The 23,205-nt window shown below is 61.3% G+C and carries 17 protein-coding genes; 7 read left to right on the plus strand and 10 right to left on the minus strand.

Translation table 11 applies throughout. From position 1 onward, the window contains the following. Positions 1-75: 75 nt before the first annotated feature. Positions 76-1,464, minus strand: a complete 1,389-nt coding sequence (cysS, locus tag JV201_RS18950; RefSeq protein WP_008432427.1) for a cysteine--tRNA ligase — start codon at positions 1,462-1,464, stop codon at positions 76-78. Positions 1,465-1,484: 20 nt separating this feature from the next. Then, the gene (locus JV201_RS18955) at positions 1,485-3,185 is read right to left on the minus strand and encodes a glutamine--tRNA ligase/YqeY domain fusion protein (RefSeq protein WP_219405912.1); all 1,701 of its coding nucleotides are present in this window, start codon (positions 3,183-3,185) and stop codon (positions 1,485-1,487) included. A 246-nt stretch (positions 3,186-3,431) separates the two neighbouring features. Between JV201_RS18955 and JV201_RS18960 the strand changes: the two genes are divergently transcribed. Next, positions 3,432-3,935 carry a peptidylprolyl isomerase gene (locus JV201_RS18960; protein WP_003211783.1) on the plus strand — a complete coding sequence of 168 codons (504 nt, stop codon included), beginning with the start codon at positions 3,432-3,434 and terminating at the stop codon, positions 3,933-3,935. Further along, positions 3,932-4,681, plus strand: a complete 750-nt coding sequence (gene lpxH, locus JV201_RS18965) for a UDP-2,3-diacylglucosamine diphosphatase (protein ID WP_003211785.1) — start codon at positions 3,932-3,934, stop codon at positions 4,679-4,681. Before JV201_RS18960 ends, lpxH begins: the two co-directional genes overlap by 4 nt. 168 nt (positions 4,682-4,849) lie before the next feature. Here lpxH and JV201_RS18970 read toward each other — a convergent pair whose 3' ends face one another. The 7 genes from JV201_RS18970 to JV201_RS19000 all read right to left on the minus strand — a co-directional run bounded on the left by JV201_RS18970 (position 4,850) and on the right by JV201_RS19000 (position 15,884). Further along, positions 4,850-6,382: a DHA2 family efflux MFS transporter permease subunit gene (locus JV201_RS18970; RefSeq protein ID WP_003211786.1), complete on the minus strand. Its 1,533-nt coding sequence runs from the start codon at positions 6,380-6,382 to the stop codon at positions 4,850-4,852. A gap of 64 nt (positions 6,383-6,446) precedes the next feature. Next, complete coding sequence (locus tag JV201_RS18975; protein WP_003211788.1) at positions 6,447-7,664, minus strand: efflux RND transporter periplasmic adaptor subunit; 1,218 nt, start codon at positions 7,662-7,664, stop codon at positions 6,447-6,449. Between the two features lie 15 nt (positions 7,665-7,679). Next, a complete protein-coding gene (locus JV201_RS18980) occupies positions 7,680-9,143 on the minus strand; it encodes an efflux transporter outer membrane subunit (RefSeq protein ID WP_087694798.1) in 1,464 nt (487 codons plus the stop codon). Next, on the minus strand, positions 9,140-9,613 hold the full coding sequence (locus tag JV201_RS18985; RefSeq protein ID WP_003211792.1) for a MarR family winged helix-turn-helix transcriptional regulator: 474 nt from the start codon (positions 9,611-9,613) through the stop codon (positions 9,140-9,142). Before JV201_RS18985 ends, JV201_RS18980 begins: the two co-directional genes overlap by 4 nt. Positions 9,614-9,758: 145 nt before the next feature. Then, positions 9,759-13,442 (minus strand): translocation/assembly module TamB domain-containing protein, encoded by a 3,684-nt coding sequence (locus tag JV201_RS18990; protein WP_219405913.1) that lies wholly within the window; start codon positions 13,440-13,442, stop codon positions 9,759-9,761. After that, positions 13,442-15,169, minus strand: a complete 1,728-nt coding sequence (locus tag JV201_RS18995; protein ID WP_219405914.1) for an autotransporter assembly complex family protein — start codon at positions 15,167-15,169, stop codon at positions 13,442-13,444. The genes JV201_RS18990 and JV201_RS18995 overlap by 1 nt, the downstream gene beginning before the upstream one ends. 64 nt (positions 15,170-15,233) lie before the next feature. Continuing rightward, on the minus strand, positions 15,234-15,884 hold the full coding sequence (locus JV201_RS19000; RefSeq protein ID WP_003211798.1) for an N-acetyltransferase: 651 nt from the start codon (positions 15,882-15,884) through the stop codon (positions 15,234-15,236). A gap of 203 nt (positions 15,885-16,087) precedes the next feature. On the opposite strand from JV201_RS19000, the gene xthA reads away from it, so the two are divergent. Further along, the gene (xthA, locus tag JV201_RS19005) at positions 16,088-16,900 is read left to right on the plus strand and encodes an exodeoxyribonuclease III (RefSeq protein ID WP_102369515.1); all 813 of its coding nucleotides are present in this window, start codon (positions 16,088-16,090) and stop codon (positions 16,898-16,900) included. A gap of 201 nt (positions 16,901-17,101) precedes the next feature. Next, positions 17,102-18,442, plus strand: a complete 1,341-nt coding sequence (locus tag JV201_RS19010; protein WP_177068891.1) for a substrate-binding domain-containing protein — start codon at positions 17,102-17,104, stop codon at positions 18,440-18,442. Between the two features lie 139 nt (positions 18,443-18,581). Here the strand turns inward: JV201_RS19010 and JV201_RS19015 are convergent, their stop codons facing one another. Then, the gene (locus JV201_RS19015; protein WP_003211803.1) at positions 18,582-19,811 is read right to left on the minus strand and encodes an acyl-CoA dehydrogenase; all 1,230 of its coding nucleotides are present in this window, start codon (positions 19,809-19,811) and stop codon (positions 18,582-18,584) included. Between the two features lie 150 nt (positions 19,812-19,961). Here JV201_RS19015 and JV201_RS19020 point away from each other — a divergent pair, with 150 nt between their 5' ends. The 3 genes from JV201_RS19020 (at position 19,962) to JV201_RS19030 (ending at position 22,269) form a co-directional block, all read left to right on the plus strand. Then, positions 19,962-20,891, plus strand: coding sequence for a LysR family transcriptional regulator (locus JV201_RS19020; protein ID WP_003211805.1), 930 nt, complete (start codon positions 19,962-19,964; stop codon positions 20,889-20,891). A 67-nt stretch (positions 20,892-20,958) separates the two neighbouring features. Next, on the plus strand, positions 20,959-21,357 hold the full coding sequence (locus JV201_RS19025; RefSeq protein WP_219405915.1) for a MerR family DNA-binding transcriptional regulator: 399 nt from the start codon (positions 20,959-20,961) through the stop codon (positions 21,355-21,357). Positions 21,358-21,369: 12 nt separating this feature from the next. After that, positions 21,370-22,269 carry a hydroxymethylglutaryl-CoA lyase gene (locus tag JV201_RS19030; RefSeq protein WP_003211808.1) on the plus strand — a complete coding sequence of 300 codons (900 nt, stop codon included), beginning with the start codon at positions 21,370-21,372 and terminating at the stop codon, positions 22,267-22,269. The last annotated feature ends 936 nt before the right edge of the window (positions 22,270-23,205 follow it).

A 23,205-nucleotide genomic window follows, 5' to 3' on the forward strand; every position in this document is an offset into this window, starting at 1 on the left:
ACCCGAATAACGGATAGACAGGCCAAAAAAAACGCCCCGAACCAGTCGGGGCGTTTTTCATTCAGCAATCACCAATCAAGCCTGATCAGCCAACCGCCACGTCGTCCCGCCCTTCCCGTCTTCCAACACCACACCCATCGCGGTCAGTTGGTCACGGATACGGTCAGACTCCGCCCAGTCCTTGTTGGCCCGGGCAGTCAAACGTGCCTGGATCAGCGCATCAACTTCAGCGGCATCCACACGCCCTTCAGCGCCCGCCTGAAGGAAGTCATCGGCTTCCATCTGCAATACGCCCAGCACGCTCGCCAGCTCTTTCAAACGTGCGGCAAGCCCCGCCGCTGCGTCGAGATCGCTCTCGCGCAGGCGGTTGATCTCACGCACCATTTCAAACAGCACCGCGCAGGCCTCAGGCGTACCGAAGTCGTCGTTCATCACTTCGGTGAACCGCGCAACAAACGCTTCGCCGCCCGCAGGCGCCACGGAGGGCAGGCCTTTCAACGCGTGGTAGAAACGCTCCAGGGCGCCCTTGGCGTCCTTGAGGTTGTCTTCCGAGTAGTTGATCGCGCTGCGGTAATGGCTCGACACCAACAGGTAGCGCACCACTTCCGGGTGGTACTTTTCCAGCACGTCGCGAATGGTGAAGAAGTTGTTCAAGGACTTGGACATCTTCTCGCCATTGATGCGAATCATGCCGCAGTGCATCCACGCGTTGGCGTAGGTCTTGCCGGTGGCCGCTTCGCTTTGGGCGATTTCGTTTTCGTGGTGCGGGAACTCAAGGTCGCTGCCGCCGCCATGAATGTCGAAGGTCTCGCCCAGGCAGCAGGTGGACATCACCGAGCATTCGATGTGCCAGCCCGGGCGCCCGGCGCCCCATGGCGACTCCCAGCTCGGCTCGCCGGGCTTGGTGCCTTTCCACAGCACGAAGTCCAGCGGGTCTTGCTTGGCTTCGTCGACTTCGATCCGCGCACCGATGCGCAGGTCTTCGATTTTCTTGCGCGACAGCTTGCCGTAGCCCATGAACTTGGCGACGCGGTAGTACACGTCGCCATTGCCCGGGGCGTAGGCGTAACCCTTGTCGATCAGGGTCTGGATCATCGCGTGCATGCCCGGGATATGGTCCGTGGCGCGCGGTTCCATGTCCGGCTTGAGGATGTTGAGGCGTGCCTCGTCCTCGTGCATCGCAGCAATCATGCGCTCGGTCAGCGCGTCGAACGACTCGCCGTTTTCGTTGGCGCGATTGATGATCTTGTCGTCGATGTCGGTGATGTTGCGCACATACGTCAGGTCATAACCGCTGAAACGCAACCAGCGGGTCACCAGGTCGAAGGCAACCATGCTGCGGCCGTGGCCGATGTGGCAGTAGTCGTACACGGTCATGCCGCACACGTACATGCGCACCTTGTTGCCATCCAGCGGCTTGAAGACTTCTTTGGTCTTGCTGAGTGTGTTGTAGATCGTTAGCACGACAGTTCCTTAAAACAGAATCACTGGCCCCACGAATCACGCAAGGTCACGGTACGGTTGAATACCGGAGCACCGGGTTTCGAGTCCTTGATATCCGCGCAGAAGTAACCTTCGCGCTCGAACTGGAAACGGTCTTCCGGCTGTGCGTCGCCAAGCGATGGCTCGGCACGACAACCCGTGAGAACTTGCAGCGAGTCAGGGTTGATGTTGTCCAGGAAACTGGCACTGTCTTCGGCCTTCTCGGGATTCGGCGAGCGGAACAGGCGATCGTACAGGCGCACTTCGCACTCGACGCTGGCCGCCGCCGGCACCCAGTGCACCACACCTTTGACCTTGCGGCCTTCCGGGTTCTTGCCCAGGGTGTCCGGGTCGTAGGAGCAACGCAGTTCGACGATGTTGCCATCGGCGTCCTTGATCGCTTCGTCGGCACGGATCACGTAGCTGCCGCGCAGGCGCACTTCGCCGTTCGGCTCCAGGCGCTTGTAGCCTTTTGGCGGCTCTTCCATGAAGTCATCGCGGTCGATGTAGATTTCACGGGCGAACGGCAGCTTGCGCACGCCGAGTTCTTCTTTCTGCGGATGACGTGGCAGTTCGAGGTTTTCGACCTGGCCTTCCGTGTAGTTGGTGATCACCACCTTCAACGGACGCAGCACGCACATGGCGCGCGGGGCGTTCGCGTCGAGGTCCTGACGGATGCTGAATTCGAGCATGCCGTAGTCGACCACGCCGTCGGAGCGGTTGGTGCCGACCATCTCGCAGAAATTGCGGATCGATGCCGGGGTGTATCCACGGCGGCGGAAGCCCGACAGCGTCGACATGCGCGGGTCGTCCCAGCCAAACACGTGCTTTTCATCGACCAGTTGCTTGAGCTTGCGCTTGCTGGTGATGGTGTAGTTCAGGTTCAGGCGGCTGAACTCGTACTGACGCGGGTGCGCCGGTACCGGCAGGCTGTCGAGGAACCATTCGTACAGAGGACGGTGGCTTTCGAACTCCAGGGTGCAGATGGAGTGGGTGATGCCTTCGATGGCGTCCGACTGACCGTGGGTGAAGTCGTAGTTCGGGTAGATGCACCACTTGTCACCGGTCTGGTGGTGATGGGCGTGGCGGATGCGGTACATGATCGGGTCGCGCAGGTTCATGTTCGGCGAGGCCATGTCGATCTTGGCACGCAGTACACGGGCGCCGTCCGGGAACTCGCCGGCGCGCATGCGGTTGAACCAGTCCAGGTTCTCTTCCACCGAACGGTCGCGGAACGGGCTGTTCTTGCCCGGCTCGGTCAGGGTGCCACGGTATTCCTTGGCTTGCTCCGGGGTCAGGTCGTCTACGTAGGCCTTGCCGGCCTTGATCAACTCGACGGCCCAGTCGAACAACTGGTCGAAATACTTGGAGGCATAGCGCACTTCACCGGACCATTCGAAGCCCAGCCACTTGATGTCGCTTTCGATGGCGTCGATGTATTCCTGGTCTTCCTTGGCCGGGTTGGTGTCGTCGAAACGCAGGTGCGTGACGCCACCGAACTCCTGGGCCAGGCCGAAGTTCACACAGATCGACTTGGCGTGGCCGATGTGCAGGTAACCGTTGGGCTCAGGCGGGAAGCGGGTGACGATCTGCGTGTGCTTGCCCGAATCCAGGTCCGCCTGGATGATCGGGCGCAGGAAATTGACCGGGACGGCAGGTCCGGCCTTGGAATTCGAGGTAGGGTCGACAGTGGGCTTGCTCATAGGATCCTTGAACAGACGAAGTACTTGGCCGGGTGAGGCCGACAAACAAAGGGCTTATCATAGCCGATGCTGTCAAGGCCCTGACAGAGCGTGGCCAAAAACTGCTGCATTTATTGCACGGGCGGTAAAAAACCACCTCGAAATTCCCGCAGGTCACGCTAAACTGCGCGCCTTGGCTGCCGTTTTTGCCAAGCAGGTAAGGCGCAAAACGCCCAAACCCACGAATTCCTTGAAAGAGTAGTGAACATGACTCAAGTCAAACTGACCACCAACCACGGTGACATCGTCATCGAGCTGAACGCCGAGAAAGCGCCGATCACCGTCGCCAACTTCATCGAGTACGTTAAAGCCGGCCACTACGAAAACACTGTTTTCCACCGTGTCATCGGCAACTTCATGGTCCAGGGCGGCGGTTTCGAGCCGGGCATGAAAGAAAAGAAAGACAAGCGTCCAAGCATCCAGAACGAAGCGGACAACGGCCTTTCCAACGACAAGTACACCGTCGCCATGGCCCGTACCATGGAGCCGCATTCGGCCTCCGCGCAGTTCTTCATCAACGTCGCCGACAACACCTTCCTGAACCACAGCGGCAAGAACGTGCAGGGCTGGGGCTACGCGGTATTCGGTAAAGTCACCGAAGGCCAGGACGTTGTCGACAAGATCAAGGGTGTGCAAACCACCGGCAAGGCAGGTCACCAAGACGTACCGGTAGAAGACGTTATCGTCGAGAAAGCCGAGATCGTTGAGTGATATTGCTGATTTCAGATTTGCATCTGGAAGAGGAGCGCCCGGACATAACCCGGGCGTTTCTGGATTTACTGCACGGCCGCGCCCGTTCTGCCCAGGCGTTGTACATTCTGGGGGACTTCTTTGAAGCCTGGATTGGCGACGATGGGATGACGCCCTTCCAGCGTTCGATTTGCCAGGCCCTGCGCGAGCTGAGCGACAGCGGCACCCAGATTTTCATCATGCATGGCAACCGGGATTTCCTGATCGGCAAGGCGTTCTGCAAAGCCGCAGGCGCAACCTTGCTCAAGGACCCGAGTGTGGTGCAACTCGCAGGCGAGCCCGTGCTGTTGATGCACGGCGACAGCCTGTGTACCCGCGACCTTGGCTATATGAAGCTGCGGCGCATCCTGCGTAACCCCATCACGCTGTTCATCCTGCGCCACCTGCCCTTGCGCACGCGGCACAAGCTGGCGCGCAAGCTGCGCAGTGAAAGCCGCGCGCAGACGCGGATGAAGACCAACGACATTGTCGATGTAACGCCCGAGGAAGTGCCGAGGGTGATGCAGCAGTTCGGCGTGCGTACGCTGGTGCATGGCCACACCCACCGCCCGGCGATTCACAAGTTGCAGATTGGCGAGCAAGCGGCCAAGCGCATTGTGCTGGGGGATTGGGACAAGCAAGGGTGGGCATTGCAGGTGGATGAGCAAGGGTTTCAACTGGCGGCGTTTGACTTCGTCAACCCGCAGTTGGCACTGCCCGGCGCTTGACCCAGATCGTTCCCACGCTCTGCGCGGGAATGCATCCTGTGACGCTCTGCGTCACGACCTTCAAAAGCGGACGCAGAGCGTCCAAAGCGGCRTTCCCACGCRGAGCGTGGGAACGATCATCAAAGCGGCATTCCCACGCGGAGCGTGGGAAYGATCATGGATTGAGGCTTAGTGGCCAGAAGCCTCCGGCCCCGCCTTCGCTGCAAACGGCGGTTTCGCCAGCCATACAATCACGATCAACGCCATGAACATCCACCCCAGCAACGTGAAGTAATCCACGGTGGACATCATGTACGCCTGGCTCGTCAGTATCTGGTCCAACTGCGCATACGCCTTGTGCCCTGCCCCGCCGAGTGCCTGCAAGGCGTCCCGGGTGGCCGAGTCGTAGGTGGTCATGTTTTCGCTCATGTAGGCATGGTGCTGGTCCGCCCGGCGAATCCAGATCCAGGTGGTCAACGAGGCCGCAAAGCTGCCGCCCAGGGTCCGCAGGAAGGTCGCCAGGCCAGCGCCGTCGGCGATTTGCGCCGGCGGCAGGTCGGACATCAGGATGCTCAAGGTCGGCATGAAGAACAGCGCTACGCCGATCCCCATGAACAACTGCACCAGGGCGATGTGGGTGAAGTCCACTTCATTGGTAAACCCGGCGCGCATGAAGCAACTCAAGCCAATCGCCAGGAACGCCAGCCCCGCCAGCAGCCGCAGGTCGAACTTGTGCGCATATTTGCCCACGAACGGCGACATCAACACCGGCAGAATCCCGATCGGCGCCACCGCCAGGCCCGCCCAGGTGGCGGTGTAGCCCATCTGGGTTTGCAGCCATTGCGGCAGGATCAGGTTGATCCCGAAGAAACCCGCGTACCCGAGTACCAACACAATCGTGCCGATGCGAAAGTTGCGATAGGCGAACAGCCGCAGGTTGACCACCGGGTGCTCGTCGGTCATTTCCCAGATCACGAACACCGCCAGGGCGACAGCCGAGATCACCGCGCCGATGATGATGAAGTTCGACTCGAACCAGTCCAGGTCGTTGCCCTTGTCGAGGATGATCTGCAAGGCGCCGACGCCGACGATCAGGCTGAGCAAGCCGACGTAGTCCATCGGCTGGTAGCTGGTGACCACCGGGCGTTTCTTCAGTTGCGAGCGCACCACCATCACGGCAAAGATGCCGATGGGTACGTTGATAAAGAAGATCCACGGCCAGCTGTAGCTGTCGGTAATCCAGCCGCCGAGGATCGGCCCGGCAATCGGCGCCACCACCGTGACCATCGCCAGCAACGCCAGGGCCATGCCACGCCTGGCGGGGGGATAGACCGCGATCAGCAGCGTCTGGGTCATCGGGTACAACGGGCCGGCAACCAGGCCTTGCAATACCCGAAAGCCGATCAGCTCGGGCATCGAGGTGGAAATACCGCAGAGAAACGAGGCCAGCACAAACAGGATGGTGGCCCACAGAAACAGCTTCACCTCGCCGAAGCGACGGCTCAGCCAGCCGGTCAGCGGCAGCGCGATGGCGTTGCTCACGGCAAACGAGGTGATGACCCAGGTGCCCTGCTCCGAACTCACGCCGAGGTTGCCGGAAATCGTCGGCAGCGCCACGTTGGCGATGGTGGTGTCGAGCACCTGCATGAAGGTCGCCAGGGACAGGCCGATGGTGGCCATCAGCAAGCTGGGCGGCGTGAAGGAGGCGTTAGCGTTACTCATCGCGAATCCTGTGCAACATGATTGGCGCTACGGCCGCCGGGGCCGCAGCTGATGGATTGGCGAATCAGCGCTGGGCAGCCTTGGGAGCGGCGACGCTGTTGTCATGGATCAATTGGGTGATCATCGCGTCGGCTTCGGCCAACTGGCGGTCGTAAACGTTGGTGGTGAACGACGCCTTCTGCGGCGCCTGCTGGGCCAGTACCGGGCCGCTCTGGTCGTGCAGGTCGACGTCGACCACGGTAGACAGGCCCACGCGCAGCGGGTGCTTGGCCAACTCATCGGCGTTCACATGGATACGCACCGGCACCCGTTGCACGATCTTGATCCAGTTACCGGTGGCGTTCTGCGCCGGCAGCAAGGCAAACGCGCTGCCCGTGCCCGCGCCGAGGCTGTCGACGGTGCCGCTGAATTTCACGTCGCTGCCGTAGATATCGGATTCGATATCCACCGGCTGGCCGATACGCATATTGCGCAGCTGGGTTTCCTTGAAGTTGGCGTCGATCCACAGTTGATCCAGCGGGATCACGGCCATCAGTGCAGTACCCGGCTGGACCCGTTGGCCCAGTTGCACGGTACGCTTGGCCACATAGCCGGTCACCGGTGCGATCAGGGTGCTGCGGGCGTTGGTCAGGTAAGCCTGGCGCAACTGTGCGGCGGCAGCCTGCACGTCCGGGTGGGACGAAATCACCGTGTCATCCACCAGGGCGCTGCTGGTCTTGAACTGTTGCTGCACGTTGGCCAGGGCGTTTTGCGCCGAGGTCAGGTCGTCACGGGCGTGGGACAGTTCTTCCTGGGAAATCGCCCCGCCGGCAGCGAGGTTCTTGCGTCGGTTGTAGTTGTCCTGGGCCTTTTGCACGTTGGCTTGTTGCGCCAGCACCTGGGCTTTCATGCCATCGACGTTGCTGTACAAACCACGCACCTGGCGCACGGTGCGGGCCAGGTTGGCCTGGGCACTTTGCAGGCCGACGGCCGCGTCGTTGGGGTCGAAGTTGATCAGCACCTGGCCTTCATGCACCAGGTCGCCGTCGTCAGCGCCGATGCTCACCACGGTGCCGGTCACCAGCGGGGTGATTTCCACCACGTTGCCGTTGACGTAGGCGTCGTCGGTGCTTTCGCTGAAGCGACCATACAATTCGTACCAACCCCACACGCCCAAGGCGCCGAGGATGACGATCAGCGCCAGCACAAACAGCATGACTTTGCGTTTGCGCGGATTGCTGGTGTTGGGTTGTTCAGCCTTGTTTGTTTCAGGAGCGTTGTTGCTGGTTTCGGCAGTGGCCATGACAAGTACCTTGAATTATTCAGTGCGCGTGGCTGGGGTGGTCGAGGCCACGTTATCGGCGTGGAAACCGCCGCCCAGGGCCTGCATCAGTTGAATCGAAAGATCGATTTGCTCGGCATTCAGGGTGGCCAACTGACGCTGGGCCTGGAGCAGTTGCTGTTCGATGCTGAGCACGTCCAGGTAATTGCCGATACCCGAGCTGTAACGCTGGACGCCGGTGTCGTAGGACTGCTGGGCAATGTCAGCGGCGTGTTGCTGGGCCTGGATCTGCCGGCCGGTCTCGCGCAATTGCGAGAGTGTGTTGCCGATATCGCCCAAGGCTTGCACCAGGGTTTTGTTGTACTGGGCCACGGCCAGGTCGTAGTCGGCGTCGCGAGCGTCGAGGTCGGCGCGCAGGCGGCCGCCGTCGAAGATCGGCAGCGAGACGGTCGGCGCAATGCTGAAGAAGCGGCTGGCCGAACCAAACATCGCATCCCCCAGCAACGACTCGGCCCCGGCGCTCGCGCTCAGGTTGAGGTTGGGGTAGAAACGGGTCTTGCTGGCCGCGATGTTCTTGCTCGCCGCCTCCACCCGCCAGCGTGCGGCGATCAGGTCCGGGCGACGGCCCACCAGCTCGGCAGGCAACACCGAAGGCACCGCAACCGCGCTCGGCTTGAGCACGTTGGGGCGTACCAGTTCGCTGCCACGGTCCGGGCCTTTGCCGAGCAACACCGCGAGGGCGATCTTGGCGCTCTGCAGTTGTTTTTCCGCATCGATCAGTTGCGACTGGGAGCTGGCTTCCAGGCTTTCGGTTTGCTGGTACTGGTACTGGCTGTCGATCCCGGAGTTCAGGCGACGCTGGCCCAGGTCGAGCATCTGCCGGGTGCGCTTGAGGTCATCATTGGCCAGGTCACGCACGATATGGGCCTGGCCCAGGTCGCTGTAGGCCTTGGCGACGTTGGCCGCGAGGGTCAGGCGCGCGGCCTGTTGGTCGACTTCGGCCGCGCGGGCCTGGCCCAGTGCGGCTTCCCAGGCGGCGCGCTGGCCACCCCACAGGTCGAAATTGTAATTGAAGCTGGCACCGATGTTACGCACGGTGGCGTAGGCATCGCCCTGGCCCAACGGGTCCTGGTCCTTGGCCAGGCGCGAACGGCTGACACCGGCGCTGGCATCCAGGGTTGGCATGCGCTCGGCGTCGGCGGCATAGGCAGCGGCTTCGGCCTGGTGGGCACGGGCGCTGGCCACTTGCATGTCGGGGCTGTTCTGCAGGGCTTCCTGGATCAGGCCGTCGAGCTGTGGATCGCCAAGGCCTTTCCACCAGTCGGCGGTGGGCCAGGCAGCGGCGGACAGGGTCACGCCGCTGAGGGATTTGCCGGTTTGCAGGTTATTGGCTTCGAGGCGTTTGCCTTCTGTGTCCAAGCCGCTGAAATTGGCACAACCGGCCATAGTCATGGCCACCAGCACAAGGCTGAGGCCGGCACGCAAGGAGCGATTGTTCATGCACTACCTACCCGCTGGATGGTGATGGGGTCACCCGCAGCTATCAGAATTTTCTTCAGGATTTTTTCCAGGGTTTGCAATTCACCCGGCTCCAGCGCGCCCGCCAACTGGTTCAGGGCCTGGGCACCGATGTGCGGCAGCATGTCGGCCACGCGCTGGCCTTCGGCGGTCAGCACCAACTGCACCTGGCGCCGGTCCTGCTCGGAACGCTTGCGCGCCAGCAGGTCCTTTTGTTCCAGGCGGTCGAGCATGCGGGTCATGGAGCCGCTGTCCAACGACAGGTTGCGGCACAGCTCGGCGGGGGTGTCGACGCCGTACTGGGCCATGATGATCAACACCTTGAACTGCGCGGCCGTGATGCCGTGGGGTTCCATGTGGGTGTCGATGATCTTGTCTTTGAGCAGCGCAGCCCGGCCCAGCAGCAGGCCGAGGTGGCAGTTGTGGAAGTTTTCGGGGGTGAAGTGCTTCATCGAGATCAACCTATTAACTGCCTAAGCAGTGAATGTATGTCACGATGTTACTGCCTAGGCAGCGAATGTCAAACGAATAGTTAGGCTGCTTGCTAATTAGCGGATAAATGGTGGGAGCCGGGCTCCCACCATTACCGTGGACGGATCAGAAATCGCGCTTGTAGAAAATATCCAGGGAGCTGGCCACGCCGCTGGCCACTTCCAGGTACACCTTCTTGCTCAGCAAATAGCGCAAGGCGATGGTGTTGGCCGGCTCGAACACCCCCACGCCATAACGCAGGCTGAGCTTCTCGGAGATCTTGCCGCTGGCCACCACGGCGGTGTTGTTGCCACTGCCCTGGGTGTCCAGTTCAAAGTCCTGGATGCCCAGGTTCTTGGCGATGTCCGACGTGACCCCGGCACTGCCCATCAACCCAAGACCCAGCGCCGCTTCGGCCAGCATGTTGTTGTCCTCACCGTTGGTGGTGCGCGAACGCCCCAACACCAGGTACGACAATGCATCCTCTTGGGCCATGGCCGGCTCCGAGAAAATTTGCGTAGTCGGCTGCTCGGCACTGCCGCTCAGACGAATACCGGCGGTGACGGTCCGGGACGGCTCGGTGGTGATCCGCACCGCTTCGATATCCAGGAACGGCTGGTCAATCGGCCCGGCAAACAACAATCGCGCGCGGCGCACAGTCAGGCGTTGGCCGTAGGCCCGGTAGCGGCCGTCGTTGAGCCACAGTTCACCACGGGTGTCCATGTTGTCGCCGATGTGCACATGGCCTTGCAGGTTGGCGGTAAGGCCAAACCCGGCGAAGCTCAGCTTGTCCTTGCCTACCTCCACATCGATGTCCATCGCCATGGCCATCGGCGGCTTGCCCTCTTCGGTCTGGCTGCCGACGATCACCGTGTCATCCGAGACCTTGACCGTCGATGGGGGCAATTCCCGCACGGTGATCTCGCCCTTGGGAATCTGCACCTTGCCGGAGATCGCCAGCTTGTCGTTCTTCATACTGATCTTCAGGTCAGGCGCCACCTCCAGGGCCGCGTACGGTTCCACGGTGACCGGCAGTTGCGTGCCTTGCAGCGCGATATCCACCGCCAGGGCCTGGCCCCAGTCGATCTGCCCCTTGATAGTGCCCTGCCCGGCCTTGCCGCTGCGCCAGCCGCCATTGAGCTGCACGCTTTCGCCGGCAATCAACGCCTGGATATTCAGGCCTTCAATGCTGGTGGGCAGTTCCGGGCCGGAGATTTCACCCCCCACCAGGTTGATGCTGCCGTTGACCTGAGGCGCCAGCAGGCTGCCGCCAATTCGCCCGTTACCGTTGAGCTTGCCGTTGAGCTTCTCGACCATGGGTACAAAGGGGCGGGCCACCGCGAGGTCGAGGCCGGTCAGGGTGAAGTTGCCGGTGATCGGCTTGTTCTTTGCCAGCGGATTGAGCTGCGCCTGCAACAGCAACTCGCCGAGCTTGCCGCCACGGAAATTGAGCTGGGTGTCGATGCGCGTGGGGTTGAGGGTGGTTTCCAGCTTCAGCGTGTCGTAGGGGAAATCCAGCCACTGGTCCTTGTCCTTGACCCGCAGGGTACCGCCGCTGGCGTCCACCGAGACCACGCCTTTGGGGCCGCTGGCCGGCAGGTCGAGCTGCACGTCGGCATTGAGCTTGCCCTGCCAGGCGAAATCCTTGGGCAACCACTGCGCCAGGCTGTCGATTGGGAACTGCTTGAGGTGATAACGCAGCTTCGGCTCGGGCATCAGGCGCTGGTCTTCGCCGCACAGGCTCGCCGGGCCGGAGACCCAGCAGTGCGCCGCAAAGGTCAGCTTGCCATCGGCCAGGCGCTCGATCTTCGCCGGCGCTTGCAGCTTCCAGTCCTGGCCACCGGCTTGCACATCGCCGCTGGCCAGGCGCCCGCGCCAGTTGCCTTTGTCGAGGTTGCCGTCCAGGGCCAGGGCCAGCTTGAGCAACGGGCCGGCCAGGTCGAGCTGGACTTTCTGGCTTTTGATATCGCCCTGGGCGCTGGCACTGAAGGTGCCGAGCTGGGTGTCACCGGCCTGGATGCCACTGCCTTTCAGGTCGACTTTGGCGCGCTGGGCATTATCCAGGTTCGCGTCCAGGGTCAGGTTTTGCAGGCGGTTATCTTCAAACGCCAGTTGCTGGCCAACCAGGTTGAGCTTGCCTTGCGGCGCTTTCAGGGTGCCGGCGACGTCGAGGCGACCATTCATCTGCCCGCGCAGTTGCGGCCAGAGCTGGGCGAGGCGCGTCAGCTTGATGTCGATCTGCCCGGCAAGGCGCTGTTGCAGGCTGCCGCTGCCATAGATGCGGTTGTCGCCGAGGCGAATGTCGAGGGTGCCGAGGGTCCATTGCTCGCCTGCGCCTTCGGCCTTGGCCTGGAGCACGGCAGGTTGGCCACGCAGACGACCCTTGAGGTCGAGGTCGGCATTGAGCTTGAGTTGCTCGTTCTTCATTTCGCCCTTGCTGCGCAACGGGCCCGCGAGGGTGCCGGGCAACTCCGCGACCCAATACGCCGGGTTGATTGCCGACAAGTCCAGCGCCGTGTCCCAGGCGATGCCATCGGCAAATTGCAGGTTCAGGTGGCCTTCGGCCTTGCCCTGACCAGCCGCGAGTTTCATCTCGGGGAGGAACACTTGCTTGAGGTCGCCACTGAACGGGCTGGCCAGGCTGAACTTGCCCGCAGGGCCATCGAGGTCGGCCTTGAAGTTGCCCAGGTAGTTGCCGTCTTTGTAGGAGACTTCACCATTGAAGGTACGCAAGGCGACTTGGGGTTCGTCGATCACCGGGTACAGGCGATGCCACGGAAAATCCAGCCAGTCGATTTTCGCGTCGGCGCTGAAGCCTTGCTGCCAGTCCAGATTGGCACTGAGCTTGAGGCTTTGCTTGTCACCGGCATTCAAATCCAGCCCGGCGATCTGCGCGCCCTTGGCGTCGACCTTGCCTTGCAGCAGCAGGTCCACCGGGCCTTTTTCCGCGGGCAGTACGGCTTTGCCCAGCAACTGGTAACCGTTGCTCAGGTCGCCCTTGGCGGTCAGGTCCAGCTGATTGAGTTGCAGGGTATCGGGCAAATCGGCGCTGGGTTTGAAACCGTCGGCGGTGATGTGCAGTTGCGCCGGCAGGTTTTCCACCAGCGGTTGCAGTTCGCCGCTGAGCTTGGCCGGCAGGTAGCCGCTGCTGTCGGCGTCGAGCTTGAGGGTCTTGAGCAAATCGCCATCGACCTTCAGCGCCAGCATCCAGGGCGCGCCGCCCGGCGCGTAAGGCAGGCTCAGGTTGCCGCTGGCGGCCAGCGGCCAGTTGCCGGTGGGTTGCAGCAGGCCGGACAGGTCAAGGACCAAACCGTCCCGTTGCAGGTGCACCGAATCGATCTGCATCCCGGCGGCAGTCCAGTGCGCCGCCAGCTGCAGGCCCTGGAGCTCTTCGCTGCCATTGAACAGCAGGCTGCCAACGCGGATGTCACCCAACTGAAGGGCGACCGGCAGTTTCAGGTCCGGCAGGGTAATCGGGCCGCTGCTTTCTTCGGTGCCGGGTGGAAATTGCAGGCTCACCTGCTCCACATCCAGTTGGTTGATGCACAAGGTCATGCGCATCAAACAGGCCGGCGACCAGTCGAACTTCGGCGCCTGAAGCTCCACGCGGCTGCTGTCCTGCTGCCATAACAGATGGTCGGCACTCCACTGCCCGCCCAGGCGACCCTGGAAATTCTCCACGGTCAAACCCGGCACCTGGCCCAGCACCCACCGGCTGCCGGCTTGGGTACCCAGCACCGTCCACAGTGCCAGCACTATCACCGCGAGGACCGCCAGAATGGCCAGCCCCGCTATTTTCAAACCACGCATCACAGCTCAGGCCCCATGGAAAAGTGCAAACGAATGCCGCCCGGATCTTCGAGGGCATGGGCCAGGTCGAGGCGGATCGGGCCAACCGGCGACACCCAGCGCACACCCACACCCACGCCGGTTTTCAGGCTTGGCATTTCCAGGGTGTTGAACGAGTTGCCTTGGTCGATAAAGGTCGCGATCCGCCATTTTTCGGCGATGGAATATTGGTACTCGGCGCTCAGGGCCACCATGTAGCGGCCGCCGATGCGGTCGCCACGATCGTTTTCCGGGGACAGGGTCTGGTACTCGTAACCCCGTACGCTCTGGTCGCCACCGGCAAAAAAGCGCAACGACGGCGGCACGGATTTGTAGCCGTTGGTGGCACTGCCGCCAAACTGCGCCCGGGCCAGGAAACGGTGGTTGTCCCACAGGGTGGTCAAGCCCTTGATGGTCGCCGTGCCGTAAAGCAGGTTGGTGTCGGAACCCAGGCCTTCCTTGGCGACCTTGGCGTCGAACAGCAGGCGATAGCCATTGTGCGGGTCGATGCGGTTGTCGCTGCGCAGGTAGGAATAACTGATGCCCGGCATCAGCAGCGTACTCAGGCCCGAGTCGTTGCCCAGGCGATACTCTTCGCGCTGCCATTTGAGCGAGATCACCCGCGTCCAGCCGCTGGGCAACTTGCTGTGCCACTCGGGGCCGAGGGTGAGCAGTTTACTCAGGGTGTCGGTGTTGGCGATTTCTTCATTCTGGTAACCGCCGGCAAAGCGAAGTTTGTCGGTCAGTGGCGGGTCCATGGGAATGTCGTACCACAACCCGACGTTCTGCCGAGGCGCGGAAAGCTCGGCTTCCCAGCCATAACTGTGGCCCTGGGGGTTGACCCAGTGGCGCGTCCAGTTGGCCTTGCCCCGCGGGCCGACGTCGGTCGAGTAACCGAGGCCCAGGCCCATGGTGCGCGGCTTGCGGGTTTCAAGTTGCACGGCCACCGGGATCACGTCATTGGTCGAGGCCGCCGGAGCGGCGTCCACGCGCACGCCTTCGAAAAAGCCGCTGGATTGCAGGTTCTGGTTGAGTTCGGCGATCAGTTCGGAGTCGTAAGGCGCGCCGCTCTTGAACGGCACCATGCGTTGCAGCAGGTCTTCATCAAACGGCGTATCGCCGGCAAAGCTGACCTTGCCCAAGGTGTAGCGTGGGCCACTGTCATAAATCAGTTCGATATCGGCCACACCCGCCTTGGGGTCGACCGAGAGTTTCTGACTGGTAAAGCACCCGCTGAAAAAGCCGTAGCGTGACGCCTGGTTCTGGATGACGCGCTTGGCGTCTTCGTAGTTGCCGTGGTTGAGCACGGCGCCGGATTTGAGTTGGTCGCTGGCGGGCACGCGAAAGGCCTTGAGGTCGGCGGCCTGGCCGTCGACCCGAATGGTCACATTGCGCAAATGCACCGGTTCGCCGGGGTCGATGGTGAGGATCAGGCGCGGGTTCTTGCCGCCCTTCACATCGCTGGCAATCTGCGGTTGGTAGTAGCCCAGCGCCTGGGCGGCCTTGCGGGCCTGCTCCTCGGCGCCACGGCTGAACCGCAGCAGGGCTTCTTCGTCACGATCGCCGACCCCGCCGATATAGCCTTCGATGTTGGCTTTCAACGCGTCGTTTGAAGGCTTGATGCGCACATCCAATTCGCTTTGCGCCAAGGCGCCGCAGCTCGTGAACAGCAGAATCAAGCCGCTGGTAAATCTTCCTGGAAACTTCATAGGCCGGGATGCTACACGAGCTTGGGAGCGAGTTAGAACCCGGATTTGTCTGAATAATTCTGTCTTAAACCGTTGCAGCCTGTAACACCTGCGGATTTGCGTGAAAGAACACGTGTTCCAGTACCGGTCCTACAGCGACCTCGCCGATCTCTTCATAGCCCTGGCGCTTATAGAATTCCAGATAGCGAGAATTCCCCGTGTCCAGCACCACGCCCGAGGAATGCGGGTCTTCGGCGCACCAGTTATGCACCGCTTCCAGCAGTTGCTCACCGTAGTGCTTGCCCTGGAATTGCGGGTGAATCCCCAGCAATGGCAGCACATGCACCGAGTCCGAGGGCAGGCATGCCAGCACCGCCTGATGGTATTCCAGGTAACGCCGGGTACCGCGCACGCCGGTACTCAGCCACATGCGCAACTGCCAGGCCCAGCTTTCGGTGATGCCCAGGCGGCGGGTCGGTGGCGCGATCAGGGCGATGCCGATCAGCCGGTCGTTGACCAACAGGCCAATCGCCGGGAGTTTCTGGAAGAAGTGCTGTTTGACCAGCTCACGCACCGTGGCGCGCACCCGCTGTTCGTAGCCGGGACGTTCGGCTTCGAAGATGTAGGCGAACGTCGGCTCATGGCGATAGGCCTGGTACAACAGCGAACGGGCTTCGCGGGAGTAGCCGCTGTCGAGCATGTGGATCTGGGCGATGGCAGTCGAGGTGTCAGGCATAACAGTGAATCTCCCCTGGGCGCTGACTCAAAAGGTCGCGCTCTTGTTATTACGAACGTCTGCGGCACTGTTTCGTTCAGTGTAGCCACCGGACGCCGCTTCGTAGCCCAACGCAGCCTTGTGCCTCGGCAGCTGCTACAAGGCTGGCTCCCGTCCTACATTGTCGGCTAGCATCGCCCTTTTGCCAGACTGGACCGCCGACCATGAAAATCGTGTCTTTCAATATCAACGGGCTGCGCGCCCGCCCTCATCAGCTGGCGGCACTGATCGAGAAACACCAGCCGGACGTGATCGGCCTGCAGGAAACCAAGGTCCACGACGACCAGTTCCCGCTGGATGAGATCAAGGCCCTCGGCTATCACGTGTATTACCACGGGCAGAAAGGCCACTACGGTGTTGCCCTGCTCTCGCGCCAGGAACCGCTGGCGCTGCACAAAGGCTTTGCCAGTGACGAAGAAGACGCCCAGCGCCGGTTTATCTGGGGCACCTTCGCCGACGCCAACGGCAACCCGATTACCATCATGAACGGCTATTTCCCACAGGGCGAAAGCCGCGACCACCCCACCAAGTTCCCGGCCAAGCAGCGCTTCTACGAGGACCTGCAAACCCTCCTGGAGTCGCAGTTCAGCAATGAACAGGCCGTGGTGGTAATGGGGGATGTGAATATTTCCCCGGAAGACTGCGACATCGGCATCGGTGCCGACAACGCCAAGCGCTGGCTGAAGACCGGCAAGTGCAGCTTCCTGCCGGAAGAACGCGAGTGGATGGCCCGCCTGAAGAACTGGGGCCTGGTGGACAGCTTCCGCCACCTCAATCCGGATGTGGCAGACCGCTTCAGCTGGTTCGATTACCGCAGCCGTGGTTTTGAAGACGAGCCAAAGCGCGGGCTGCGAATCGACGTGATCCTGGCTTCCCAAGGCTTGTTGCCCCGGGTGAAGGATGCCGGTGTGGACTACGACCTGCGCGGCATGGAAAAACCCTCCGATCATGCACCGATATGGCTGGAATTGAGCTGATTTCTTAACAGCAGCGCCGTTAAATGTGGGAGCGGGCTTGCTCGCGAATACGGTGTGTCAGTCACCGGATACGTCGACTGACACACCGTATTCGCGAGCAAGCCCGCTCCCACACTTTTTGACGGCGTGATGCCGGTCATATTGCTGAAACCTCTCTGACTTAATCTCGCGGCACTCCCTTTGGCTTGAGAAGGTGCCGGCATGATGCTGCGCGTTCTATCCCTGCTGGCACTGTTCAGCGCATTTCCCCTCGCCGCTTTTTCCACCCCACTGCCCTTCCCCGAACATGGCCCGGCCTTGCGCATCCAGGGTTCCAACACCATCGGCGCGGCACTTGGCCCGGCGCTGGTCAAGGGGCTGATGGAGCAACAGGGGCTGCAAGCGGTGCACAGCGAGCCATCTGACCAGGCCAACGAACAGCACATCGTCGGCAAGACTCGCCAGGGCCAGAAGGTGACGGTGGAAGTGGCGGCCCATGGTTCCAGCACCGGGTTCGCAGCCCTGAAAAACGCCAGCGCCGACCTCGCGGCGTCTTCCCGGCCGATCAAGGACAGCGAACTGGTGGACCTCGAAGCCCTCGGCGACCTGAAAAGCCCCGACGCCGAACAGGTCATCGCCATTGACGGGCTGGCGATCATCCTCAACCCACGCAACCCGTTGGGGACGCTGAACACCGCGCAACTGGCGCAGATCTTCAGCGGCGAAGTCTCGACCTGGGAACAACTGGGCGGCATCGGTGGCCAGATTCACCTGTACGCGCGGGATGATCAATCCGGCACCTATGACACCTTCAAGGAACTGGTGCTCAGCCGGCGCGGCAAGTCGTTGGACGGCAGCGCCAAGCGCTTCGAATCCAGCGAGCAGTTGTCGGATGCTGTCAGCCATGACCCCCAGGGCATCGGTTTTATCGGATTGCCCTATGTGCGCCAGGCCAAGGCGGTGGCCATCGTCGATGGCGACTCGCAGCCGATGCTGCCGCTGAACAGTTTGATCGCCACCGAGGACTACCCACTGTCACGCCGGTTGTTCTTCTACCTGCCACCTGTTGCACAAAACCCCTGGGCCAAGGCCCTGGTGGACTTTGCGCAAAGCAGCAAGGGCCAGGCGATCGTCGCCGCCAACGGTTTTATCGCACAGCAGGTGCAGGCCATGGCGGTGGAGCCACGGGCGCCGATGCCCGGGGATTACCAGGCGATTGCCCGACAAGCGCAGCGCCTGACGGTGAATTTCCGGTTTGAGGAAGGCAGTGCCAGCCTCGACAACAAGGCGCGCCAGGACCTGATGCGGGTAGTGGCTTATATAAAGAGCCACGGCAAGCTGGATAAGCAGGTGACGCTGGTGGGGTTTGGGGATGCCAAGAGTGATGCGCAACGGGCGGCGCTATTGTCGAAGTTGCGGGCGATGGCGGTGCGCCGGGAACTGGTTAAAAGCGGCGTGGTGCTGAGGGACATTCAGGGGTTCGGTGCCGAGATGCCGGTGGCGGCAAATACGGCGGATGAAGGACGGATCAAGAACCGGCGGGTGGAGGTCTGGGTGTATTGAGGACGCGGAGCGTCCGGGGCAGCATTCCCACGCAGAGCGTGGGAACGATCAACTGGCCTCATCGCGGCAAGCCCGGCTCCCACAGTTGGCTGCATTCCCCTGTGGGAGCTGGCTTGCCTGCGATGAAGACACCTCGGTTTTACTGCCCGCTGCGCATCATTTCCCGCGGCACATACTTGCCGATCTCGAATTTGCCGATTGCTGCGCGGTGCACTTCGTCCGGGCCATCGGCCAGGCGCAGGGTGCGCTGCATGGCGTACATGTAGGCCAGCGGGAAGTCATTGGATACGCCGGCGCCACCGTGGATCTGGATGGCGCGATCGATCACCCTCAACGCCACGTTCGGCGCCACCACCTTGATCTGGGCGATTTCGCTTTTCGCGACCTTGTTGCCCACGGTGTCCATCATGTAGGCAGCTTTCAGGGTCAGCAGGCGCGCCATGTCGATTTCCATCCGCGAGTCGGCGATCTTGTCGATATTGCCACCCAGGCGGGCCAGCGGCTTGCCGAAGGCGGTACGGCTGACGGAACGCTTGCACATCAGTTCCAGCGCGCGCTCGGCCATGCCAATGGAACGCATGCAGTGGTGAATACGGCCCGGACCAAGGCGCCCCTGGGCAATTTCAAAGCCCCGGCCTTCGCCCAGCAGGACGTTTTCGTACGGCACGCGGACGTTTTCAAACAGCACTTCGGCGTGGCCATGGGGTGCGTCGTCGTAGCCGAACACCGGCAGCGGGCGCACGATCTTCACACCGGGCGCATCCACTGGTACCAGGATCATCGAGTGCTGCTGGTGACGCGGCGCATCCGGGTTGCTCAGGCCCATGAAGATCAGGATCTTGCAGCGCGGGTCACAGGCGCCGGAGGTCCACCATTTTTTACCGTTGATCACCCACTCGTCGCCGTCGCGTTCTGCACGGGCGGCCATGTTGGTGGCATCGGAGGAAGCCACGTCCGGCTCGGTCATGGCAAATGCCGAGCGGATTTCGCCGCGCAGCAGCGGTTCGAGCCAGCGCTGTTTTTGCTCTTCGTTGGCGTAGCGCACCAGCACTTCCATGTTGCCGGTATCCGGTGCCGAGCAGTTGAACGGCTCCGGCCCCAGCAAGGAGCGGCCCATGATTTCGGCCAGAGGTGCGTATTCCAGGTTGGTGAGGCCGGCGCCCAATTCGGATTCAGGCAGGAACAGGTTCCACAGGCCTTCGGCTTTAGCCTTGAGCTTCAACTCTTCCATGATGGCGGTGGGCTGCCAGCGGTCACCTTCGGCAACCTGGCGTTCGAACACAGGCTCGGCCGGATAAACGTAGGCGTCCATGAACGCGGTGACGCGTTCACGCAGTTCCTGAACCTTGGGCGAATAGGCGAAATCCATGGGCAGCACCTTCTCAATGGAGGTTGTTGAGGTCATGAAACGATGCTAGAACAGCGTTGATAATTTACCTAGCCTATTCTCGGCGTGTATTAACATTCATCACCCATATATGATCGGCGTATGGACACCTAACAATAAGAGCGCAGCGAAATGAATCTGAGCAAGGTCGACCTCAACCTCTTCATCGTCTTTGACGCGATCTACACCGAAGCCAACCTGACCCGCGCCGGGCAGATTGTCGGGATTACTCAACCTGCGGTGTCGAACGCTCTGGCCCGCCTGCGGGAGACCTTCAACGACCCGCTGTTCGTGCGCACAGCCCAAGGCATGGTGCCCACGCCCATGGCCCAGAACATCATTGGCCCGGTGCGTAACGCGCTGTCGCTGCTGCGGGTGTCGGTACAGGAAAGCCGGATCTTCAACCCGCAACAGGCGGCCAAGACCTACCGCATCAGCATGACCGACCTCACCGAAGCGGTGATTCTGCCGCCGCTGTTCCAGCGCCTGCGCCGCCTGGCACCGACGGTGGTAATCGAGAGCTTCCTGTCCAAGCGCCGGGAAACCACCAAGGAACTGGCGGCCGGTCGCCTGGACTTTGCCGTGGATGCGCCGCTCAACACCGACCCGCAAGTGCGCCACGTCAAGCTGATGGAAGACCGCTACGTGTGCGCCATGCGCAAGGGCCATCCGATGGCGGGCAAGGACAAACTGACGCTGGATGACTACCTGTCGCTGACCCACATTCATATCTCCAGCCGGCGCAACGGCCTGGGCCATGTCGACCTGGCGCTGGGCAAGATGGGCCTGCAACGCAAGATCGCCCTGCGCTCCCAGCACTACCTGATGGCCTCGCAGGTGCTGCAACAGACCGACATGGTAATGACCGTGCCGGAGCGCTTTGCACGGCGCCATGAACTGCACTGGTTCAACCTGCCGGTGAATGATGTGCCGATGGTGGAAACCCATCTGTACTGGCATGAAAGCACCGACCAGGATCCGGCCAACCGCTGGATGCGCGAGCAGATGATCGAGTTGTGCCAGCAGGTGACGGCCCATGAGAAGAAGCTGGACAAACTGTAGGAGCGAGCTTGACGTTAACGTCAACCAGCCATTAGCTTAACGCTCAAGACACTCCTTGAGCGCCCTCATGAGCACGACCTACAGCATCTCCGACCTCGCCCGCGAGCTCGACATCACCACCCGCGCCATTCGCTTCTATGAAGAACAAGGCCTGCTGTCCCCGGAACGCCGGGGCCAGGAGCGCATTTATTCGCCCCGCGACAAAGTCAACCTGAAGCTGATCCTGCGGGGCAAGCGCATCGGTTTTTCCCTGGCCGAGTGCCGGGAACTGATCGAACTCTACGACCCTACCAGCGGCAACCAGAAACAGCTGCACAGCATGCTGGCGAAAATCGCCGAGCGCCGCGAGCAGCTGGAACAACAGTTGCTCGACATCGAACAGATGAAGCTCGAACTGGACACCGCCGAAGAGCGTTGCATCCAGGCGCTGGAACAGACCATTCAGGGCCAGGTTGGCCATTCATAAAAGGTAGCTGCCATGTCCCTCCCCTCTCATGTGCGCCTGGTGGAAGTGGGCCCCCGCGACGGCCTGCAGAATGAAGCGCAACCCATCAGCGTCGCCGACAAGGTGCAATTGGTGGACGCCCTGAGTGCCGCCGGCCTGGGTTACATCGAAGTCGGCAGTTTTGTGTCGCCCAAATGGGTACCGCAGATGGCCGGGTCGGCCGAGGTGTTTGCGCAGATCCAGCGCAAGCCGGGCGTGACCTATGGCGCGCTGGCGCCAAACCTGCGGGGTTTTGAAGATGCACTGGCGGCGGGCGTAAAAGAAGTGGCCGTATTTGCGGCGGCTTCCGAGGCGTTTTCCCAGCGCAATATCAACTGCTCCATCAGCGAAAGCCTGGAACGCTTCGTGCCGATCATGGACGCGGCCAGGCAGCACGGTGTGAGTGTGCGGGGTTATGTGTCGTGTGTGTTGGGTTGCCCTTATGAAGGTCAGGTCGCGCCGGAACAGGTCGCGGCAGTCGCTCGCGAGCTGTTCGCCATGGGCTGCTATGAGGTGTCCCTGGGCGACACGATTGGCACCGGCACTGCAGGCGCAACACGCCGGATGTTCGAGGTGGTCGGCGCGCAGGTGCCACGGGACAAGCTGGCCGGGCACTTCCATGACACCTATGGCCAGGCCATCGCCAATATCTACGCCAGCCTTGAGGAAGGTATCCAGGTGTTCGACAGCTCTATTGCGGGCCTCGGCGGGTGCCCCTATGCCAAGGGGGCCAGCGGTAACGTTGCCACTGAAGATGTGTTGTACCTGCTCAATGGCTTGGGCATCGAGACGGGTATCGACATGGACAAGCTGATTCTGGCGGGTCAGCAGATTTGTACGGTACTCGGCCGCCCCACCGGTTCGCGCGTGGCGAAGGCTCGCAGCGCCGGTTGAGTAGTGCGCTTGTGACGATGTGTTACCTCGCGGCTACACATCGGGTAACACGGGAACATATTTTGTCGCATTTCCTGAAGGAAATTTCTCGCCAAAAAATCAAGGCATTGATTTTAAAGGACTTTATAAAGTTGGCACGGCTTCTGCTATCTCTATTGCATAACAAGAATAAAAAGCACCAAACCTAATAAAAATAAGACGTAACGACTCTGACATAACAAAAACAACACGGCAGAGACGCAGCTAACAGATTTTTTTGGAGAAGATGTGCTTCGCAGGGTACGGCTTGCCGAAACCCGCAACCGGATAGAGAAGAACAAAAAACTACCTCAAGGTAGCTACCCACTGGTTGGATCGCGTGCGAAGAAGCAGATCAGCGCTCAAAAAAATACGTTTGCTCTTGACCCCGGATGGGGGTCGCCAAAAACAGCGGTAAAGGGCCACGGTTGCCAAAAACAACAATAGACCGCCCCTCAATAATAAAAAAAGAGCACGCAACGACAAATTAAAGGGGACCTTCGGGTCCCCTTTGTGCTTTCTCGGGGAAGGTGATTTGCGTGTATATCCGTTTTTTGGGTGATGGCTGAGATTGGTTCCGCTCTTACAGCGGCTCACTTTTGAACAGCGCAAAAGTAAGCAAAACGCTCTTGCCCCACCACTCGGCACCTCGCCTAGGCTCGGTGTGCCCTCACTCCGGCTTTGGACCGTGGGCCGCCGTCATGGGCCATCCCTGGCCCAGGACGGCTAACCCGGCGTCCTGCCGGGTTACCCACGCTCCAAAGCCTGCGTTCGGCCAGCGTGGTTTAACGGGGCGCCCAAGATCAAGATCAAAAGCAGATCAAGAGCACAGCGGCCTCCCGGCCGGCTTGAGTGTTTAAAAGCCAAATCAAAAGCTAAAGCGGGCACGGTCCAAATGTAGGAGCTGGCTTGCCTGCG

The organism is Pseudomonas sp. Colony2 (assembly GCF_019382755.1).
Classification (GTDB): Bacteria; Pseudomonadota; Gammaproteobacteria; order Pseudomonadales; family Pseudomonadaceae; genus Aquipseudomonas.

What these genes read in the sequence shown, in the direction of transcription:
- JV201_RS18955 (WP_219405912.1), bottom strand. Translation starts at nt 3,185, where the DNA reads ATGAGCAAGCCCACTGTCGACCCTACCTCGAATTCCAAGGCCGGACCT.
- JV201_RS18960 (WP_003211783.1), top strand. Translation starts at nt 3,432, where the DNA reads ATGACTCAAGTCAAACTGACCACCAACCACGGTGACATCGTCATCGAG.
- JV201_RS18970 (WP_003211786.1), bottom strand. Translation starts at nt 6,382, where the DNA reads ATGAGTAACGCTAACGCCTCCTTCACGCCGCCCAGCTTGCTGATGGCC.
- JV201_RS18975 (WP_003211788.1), bottom strand. Translation starts at nt 7,664, where the DNA reads ATGGCCACTGCCGAAACCAGCAACAACGCTCCTGAAACAAACAAGGCT.
- JV201_RS18980 (WP_087694798.1), bottom strand. Translation starts at nt 9,143, where the DNA reads ATGAACAATCGCTCCTTGCGTGCCGGCCTCAGCCTTGTGCTGGTGGCC.
- JV201_RS18985 (WP_003211792.1), bottom strand. Translation starts at nt 9,613, where the DNA reads ATGAAGCACTTCACCCCCGAAAACTTCCACAACTGCCACCTCGGCCTG.
- JV201_RS18990 (WP_219405913.1), bottom strand. Translation starts at nt 13,442, where the DNA reads ATGCGTGGTTTGAAAATAGCGGGGCTGGCCATTCTGGCGGTCCTCGCG.
- JV201_RS18995 (WP_219405914.1), bottom strand. Translation starts at nt 15,169, where the DNA reads ATGAAGTTTCCAGGAAGATTTACCAGCGGCTTGATTCTGCTGTTCACG.
- JV201_RS19000 (WP_003211798.1), bottom strand. Translation starts at nt 15,884, where the DNA reads ATGCCTGACACCTCGACTGCCATCGCCCAGATCCACATGCTCGACAGC.
- xthA (WP_102369515.1), top strand. Translation starts at nt 16,088, where the DNA reads ATGAAAATCGTGTCTTTCAATATCAACGGGCTGCGCGCCCGCCCTCAT.
- JV201_RS19010 (WP_177068891.1), top strand. Translation starts at nt 17,102, where the DNA reads ATGATGCTGCGCGTTCTATCCCTGCTGGCACTGTTCAGCGCATTTCCC.
- JV201_RS19015 (WP_003211803.1), bottom strand. Translation starts at nt 19,811, where the DNA reads ATGGATTTCGCCTATTCGCCCAAGGTTCAGGAACTGCGTGAACGCGTC.
- JV201_RS19020 (WP_003211805.1), top strand. Translation starts at nt 19,962, where the DNA reads ATGAATCTGAGCAAGGTCGACCTCAACCTCTTCATCGTCTTTGACGCG.
- JV201_RS19025 (WP_219405915.1), top strand. Translation starts at nt 20,959, where the DNA reads ATGAGCACGACCTACAGCATCTCCGACCTCGCCCGCGAGCTCGACATC.
- JV201_RS19030 (WP_003211808.1), top strand. Translation starts at nt 21,370, where the DNA reads ATGTCCCTCCCCTCTCATGTGCGCCTGGTGGAAGTGGGCCCCCGCGAC.